Raw genomic sequence first — 6,000 nt, 5'->3', positions numbered from 1 at the left:
ATGAACTAAATATTGGCAGTAGTTGACTGAATTGAAAATATACAGACACCTCAATAATTTAATAACCATGCATGCTGTCACCCAGCTATATGTAGCAGATGGTCTCCATTTTCAAATCGTTCCACAAAAATACTATCAAGCTTGTTTGAATTTATTTTATATTTGATGTTGAATTTTTAACATAAAAGTATTCTTAATTGTTATCATGAATTTTGTTTTTTTACATATATGTATAGTTTTTTATGTATTATGAATTATTAAACAAATAAAGCGCGATTCATTATACAATTAACTCAAGAAATAACGGGAGGTAAGTCAAATGTTTATCGTAAATTTAATTAAAAAAGTAATCGAATTCATCAAAAAATTATTTGGCAACAAATAATTAAAAGTAGCGATTTGATGTCAAAAGAGCTCAAAACCGCCCGTTCACTCGGGTGGTTTGTCGTGCGGCCTAAATCACTAGTTAATAATATGCGCTAACTATTTAACCAATTTTCAACTTTTTTCTCTTCATATCATCCTATCTACATGACATCCTTTATACCAAACTTCGTCATTGATTATCCGCTTCTACTTATCAGTTAATTATAATCATATGAGAAATCCTTAAAGTATCACTTCACACTTATCCTCAAAAGTTAAATTACAATATCCCATCATTTATATTGCGCTAGAATTATGATGTGCACATACGTATTTTAGACTCCCCGTAGGCCTCCCTTTTAAAGCCTGTGCCTTTTCAAATTCCCTTTGTATAAGTTCATCATTTGTGGTAATATCATCATGCATAAAAATTCGAGATACTAATAAAGAAGAAGGTTTAATTATATTATGAAAGAAAACTTTTGGCGTGAATTGCCACGTCCATTTTTTATTTTGGCGCCTATGGAAGATGTGACAGATATCGTCTTTCGTCATGTAGTGAGTGAAGCAGCAAGACCGGATGTCTTCTTCACTGAATTTACAAATACTGAAAGCTATTGTCATCCTGAAGGGATACACAGCGTACGCGGACGCTTAACATTTAGTGAAGATGAGCAGCCTATGGTCGCGCATATATGGGGTGACAAACCTGAGCAATTCCGAGAAATGAGTTTCGGTTTGGCTGAGATGGGCTTCAAAGGGATTGATTTGAATATGGGCTGTCCCGTAGCAAATGTTGCCAAAAAAGGTAAAGGATCTGGCTTGATTCTACGTCCCGAAACCGCAGCCGAGATTATTCAAGCAACAAAAGCGGGCGGTTTACCAGTAAGCGTTAAAACACGCCTTGGCTATTATGATATTGATGAGTGGAAAGACTGGTTAAAACACGTCTTCGAACAAGACATCGCAAACTTATCAATTCACCTCCGTACGCGTAAAGAGATGAGTAAAGTAGATGCACACTGGGAATTAATCGAAGCCATCAAGCATATGCGCGACGAAATTGCACCAAACACATTGTTAACAATTAACGGAGATATTCCAGATAGAAAAACTGGTATGGAACTCGCAACCAAATATGGTATTGATGGTGTCATGATTGGTAGAGGTATATTTCACAATCCCTTTGCCTTTGAAAAAGAACCACGTGAACATACGAGTGAAGAACTTTTAAGCCTATTTAGATTACACCTAACATTATTCGACAAACATTCTAGCGATGAAACGCAACAATTCAAAAGTTTACGCAGATTCTTTAAAATTTACGTACGTGGCATTAAAGGCGCTAGCCAACTACGTCATCAACTCATGGACACACAAACCACAGACGAAGCCCGCGCATTACTTGATGCATTTGAAGCCCAAAGACACGATGAGGTAGAGTCTTAATATACAGAGGTATAAATAAGGTTAAGCTTTTTTATCCCTTTAAAATTTTATGATTTATCGCATGACTTAAGCTGAAACATAAATGTCTTGGGCAAGATGAAGAAGTTCATTTACGATAAAAATAAAGGTGCACGTTCTTTAAATTCAATTAGCGGACTTAATAGCTTAAAAATGGTTCTGTGACAAAGTTAAATGCGCCTTATTTCTTATCTTGTAAAGATTATATTTATCGAGAACAAACATGTCATGATGATCTCGATAGCCGTTGCAGTTGCAATGAGTATGCTGATATATGATAGAAATGATAAACATGCTAAATAGAATCACTGCTTGCTCGCAAAAAGCGACTACTTTAAGAAAGCAAAGTAGTCGCTTTTTCTTACTTTAACTACTGATTATAACAGCATTAAAACATTTTAATTACATCCAGCTAGGTTTGTCGCCGTCTGTATTCGGTTTATTTAATCCAATATTTTCTTTTGAATGTCGTTTTGGATTTTGAGAAATTTTAACTGCTAAATCTGCAACACTTTTGCGAGAAACCTCTGTTCCTTTGAAAGGTTCATCTCTTTGTGTTACTTCATAATCTATTTCATCATAGTTCGTTAACCAAGCCGGTCTGAATATTGTGTAGTCTAAATCTGAATTTTCAATGGCTTCAGTTGCTTCTCTAAAAGGTCCAAGATACGGGCCAATATTTTCATCATTCCACTCACCAAATTTTCCCGGAACTTCATGAAGCGTATTAAGCGCAGTGACAAAGATTAAACGTTTCGTACCATTATCATTCATTGATTCAATAATGGTCTTAGCTTGGTCTCCTAAAGTATCTCCGGTAGAACTAACAAACACAGTATCTACATTTTCTAAAGCCTTTGAAATAGCATTTTTATCTGTCGCATCACCTTCAAAGACTGTCACTCTATTTGAATCATAGTCAGGTAATTTCGATTTGTTTCTTGCTAATAGTGTTAAATCAAAATCTGTGTTCTGTAAATATAAGTCAATGGCCTCTTGTGAAATTTGACCACTAGCACCAATAATTAAAATACGAGTCATTGTTATACCACCCTTTTAAATTTATAGTGTTTCTTTATAGAATGATTCAAGTTTTGGTAGTACTTGATTGACATATTCTGGTATATCGTATAAATCGACTTGTGATGCACCTTCTATTTTATATAATTCGTTGTCATTTCCAGCTGCTTTTTCAACTGCTTCCTCACTGTACTCAAAAGTGTCCGCTTCTGTACCTGCAATTGCTAAAAATGGTTGTGTTAACAGTTCATCAATATACGTGAACGGCGCAAATGTTAATACTTCAGAAAAGCTTCTTAATAAGATTTTGTTTGGTGCATTTTTATGATAACCACGTTCAGTTAAATAGTAATCATGACCTTGCACCATTGTTGAATTTTCAGGCATAGCATCATCAACTTCTTCTGGCACATAACCTGTATATGCATAGTCAGCACCACTTGCTTCTTCTGTACGTTGATCAGCAACTTGAGTCATGAAGCTTAGTTGATCTTCTATGGATATCACATCGCCAGGCCCTTTACGGAATAATGCACCAATATCAACCATACTTACTGTTGCTAGTGTTTTGATACGACGTTCAGTTCTTGCTGCACTGACTGTATAACCACCACCAGCACAAATACCAAGGGCACCAATTCTATCATTATCTACAAAGTCTAATGTTGTAAGATAATCAACTGAAGCTCTCACATCTTCCGTTCTCGCAAATGGATCTTCTAAATATTTAGGTGAACCTTCACTTTCACCTTGATGAGAAGCATCATAGACCACAGTCACATAACCAAATTCAGCAAGTTTCTCTGCGTACATACCCGCAGTTTGTTCTTTAACACCCCCACCTGGATGACACACTGTAATTGCAGGATACGTTTTACTTTCATCAAATTGTTCAGGTGTATATAAATGAGCTGCTAGTAAGTTCGTTTTACTTTTGAAATTAACTGATTGCTTCATAACTTTATTCCTCCATTTTATATATATAAAATTAATTCTCTGTGGATTTTTATTACTCTTGTGTGTATAATGCCATGGTAGAGTAATTAATTAAGTCTTTCAATTAATATATAGCCACATCTGTGTGTTACTACACAAATTGCTGATAATGGGTCTTAAGTAGGGGTGATTCACAATGAATATCAAGGATTTACGTGTCGTTAAAACAAGAGCAAGCATAAACAAAGCCTTTATTACACTTTTTTTCGAAAAAGATTTTGACACAATTTCAATTAAAGAAATTACAGAATATGCTCAAGTTGGGAGAAAAACATTTTATCTCCATTATATTGATAAATATGATTTACTAGATCAAGTCGTATCAGAAAAGCTTACGGAGCTCGAAAAAATTTGTGAAGCTAAAAAACTTCTTGGTCTACAAGAAGGTACACAATTATGGTTTGAGTTTTTCGAAAATAATAGGTCTTTTTTCATGAAACTTTTCAATATTAGTAACGCTTCAAGTTATAAGAAAAAACTTCTTCATTTTATTGAAGAAGAATTTAAGAAAAAAGTACCGACAACAGTCGCTACTGATAAAGGGCTAGATTATCATTTATACATTAACTTTATCAGTAACGGTATGATCGGCTTACTAGACAGCTATCTAAACAGCAGTGATAACACACAAGAACAAGAAAAAATACCTTTACACGTATCACGATTGTTATCTTTATATGATTTAGCCTAAAAGTAAAAAAACAGGGAGCTATATGAGAAATCAATTTTGAACTTTGATCTCCGTATAGCTCCCATTTTAAGTATTAAAATTTAACAATTTAATGCAAATATAAAAATGTTAATTCGCTGCATATGCAGAAACTGGATAATGGTCTGAATAGTCATTGTATCGGTAAGTCTTACCCCAAGATTTTACAGACCATTCTGGTGACTTTACTTTGTGTGTATGATTATGCCATGAACTTGGTTGTGCATGGTCTCGATCTAGTAAAATATAATCTAAATGTTGCGGCTCTAATTTAGGATAATTATAATTCGCAATGCCGTTAGTTTGTGTATCCCAACTATACGCGTTGCCCTCGTATTGTTTAGGCATTGAAACATTCAAGTTATCAGACATTTTCTGATATTCCGCTGAACCTTTAATGACATTTAAATCACCGCCGATATATACGGGTTCATCTTTTGGAATATTTTTATCTTTGATAAATTGTTTGATTTCTTCCATTTGACTCTGTCTAATCGTTTGATCTTTCCCTTTCATACATACTGGGTCTTCTGCTTGAAGGTGCGTTCCAATAATATGTTGGTATTTACCGTTTTTATTAATTTTAATGTATGCAAAGCCTTTATTGCCTACACTGTCAGCGCCACAACCATTTTTGTAAATATGTTGTTCTTGTTGTACGATTGGCCATTTACTCACGATACCAACGCCACCGCTCACTTTTTTCAATTTTCTATAAGATCCAGATGTCTTTTGCCAACCTTCTGTACCTTGACCAACAATTGGTGTTTGATAAGGATATTGTGATTTTAAATTTGTTAAAAGTCGATTTGATGCCTTGTGATCAAATAATTCATTTAAAATTACAACGTCTTGACCTTGGATATAATCCGCTTTTGAAATTAAATCAGCGCGCTGAGATTGCCCCCAATTAGGATATATTGCTGTAGGCAAGAAATAAACATTATGTGTTGTAATTTTAAGGCTGTCTTCAGTATTGCGTTCGCTAGCATATGTAATTGATGAAAATACTAATAAAAAACTGCTCAATACGACTATTGTAGTTATGATACATTTACGTTGCCAATTCAAATACATCATTTATACACCTCATTTCATTTGATGCAATGATTATAACAAATGAAATAAAGTTATTTTTAAAAATTACTATAACTAAATAAAATTTTAATAAAAAATTAAAACCTAAATATTCTGTTTAATTCTATTGAAAGTATTACAGCGTTATCTAATTATATTCAAATTTAGTCTAGTCACGGGGCTGATAGTATTTGTGATAAGTATCTAGATTCTGTTAAACGTCATCTTGTCATTTATTATAAAGCTGAAAACGATTGATTTACCGATGCTTTAATACTTGAATCACTCAGAAAAAAATTGAAAGCATAAGTTTTTAAAATATCATAAAGATTAATACTACTAATAAGAAAAAAGCTGTAAACTGA

General features: G+C 33.8%; 6 protein-coding genes. 3 read left to right on the top strand and 3 right to left on the bottom strand.

Features of this window, described 5'->3' with window-relative positions; genetic code table 11:
• Positions 1-319: 319 nt before the first annotated feature.
• Together HMPREF2864_RS12400 and HMPREF2864_RS04925 are read left to right on the top strand one after the other, a co-directional pair.
• A complete protein-coding gene (locus HMPREF2864_RS12400) occupies positions 320-385 on the top strand; it encodes an epsilon family phenol-soluble modulin (protein WP_095658920.1) in 66 nt (21 codons plus the stop codon).
• 449 nt (positions 386-834) lie between these two features.
• Entirely contained in the window at positions 835-1,815 is a 981-nt protein-coding gene (locus HMPREF2864_RS04925) for a tRNA dihydrouridine synthase (RefSeq protein WP_002460979.1), read from the top strand.
• A 420-nt stretch (positions 1,816-2,235) separates the two neighbouring features.
• Here the strand turns inward: HMPREF2864_RS04925 and HMPREF2864_RS04920 are convergent, their stop codons facing one another.
• Complete coding sequence (locus tag HMPREF2864_RS04920) at positions 2,236-2,874, bottom strand: SDR family oxidoreductase (protein WP_070545270.1); 639 nt, start codon at positions 2,872-2,874, stop codon at positions 2,236-2,238.
• Between the two features lie 21 nt (positions 2,875-2,895).
• The gene (locus HMPREF2864_RS04915) at positions 2,896-3,810 is read right to left on the bottom strand and encodes an alpha/beta hydrolase (protein WP_070545267.1); all 915 of its coding nucleotides are present in this window, start codon (positions 3,808-3,810) and stop codon (positions 2,896-2,898) included.
• A 175-nt stretch (positions 3,811-3,985) separates the two neighbouring features.
• On the opposite strand from HMPREF2864_RS04915, the gene HMPREF2864_RS04910 reads away from it, so the two are divergent.
• On the top strand, positions 3,986-4,540 hold the full coding sequence (locus HMPREF2864_RS04910; protein WP_002460983.1) for a TetR/AcrR family transcriptional regulator: 555 nt from the start codon (positions 3,986-3,988) through the stop codon (positions 4,538-4,540).
• A gap of 108 nt (positions 4,541-4,648) precedes the next feature.
• Here HMPREF2864_RS04910 and sph read toward each other — a convergent pair whose 3' ends face one another.
• Positions 4,649-5,629: a sphingomyelin phosphodiesterase gene (sph, locus tag HMPREF2864_RS04905; RefSeq protein WP_176744204.1), complete on the bottom strand. Its 981-nt coding sequence runs from the start codon at positions 5,627-5,629 to the stop codon at positions 4,649-4,651.
• Between the last annotated feature and the right edge of the window lie 371 nt (positions 5,630-6,000).

Origin of the sequence: Staphylococcus sp. HMSC059F04 (assembly GCF_001812565.1) — a bacterium.
GTDB lineage: Bacteria > Bacillota > Bacilli > Staphylococcales > Staphylococcaceae > Staphylococcus > Staphylococcus lugdunensis.
The sequence above is the reverse complement of the archived record's forward strand: the minus strand, read 5'-3'. Positions and strand labels throughout refer to the sequence as shown.

Coding starts and splice junctions, on each gene's coding strand:
- HMPREF2864_RS04925 (WP_002460979.1), top strand. CDS start 835: ATGAAAGAAAACTTTTGGCGTGAATTGCCACGTCCATTTTTTATTTTG.
- HMPREF2864_RS04920 (WP_070545270.1), bottom strand. CDS start 2,874: ATGACTCGTATTTTAATTATTGGTGCTAGTGGTCAAATTTCACAAGAG.
- HMPREF2864_RS04915 (WP_070545267.1), bottom strand. CDS start 3,810: ATGAAGCAATCAGTTAATTTCAAAAGTAAAACGAACTTACTAGCAGCT.
- HMPREF2864_RS04910 (WP_002460983.1), top strand. CDS start 3,986: ATGAATATCAAGGATTTACGTGTCGTTAAAACAAGAGCAAGCATAAAC.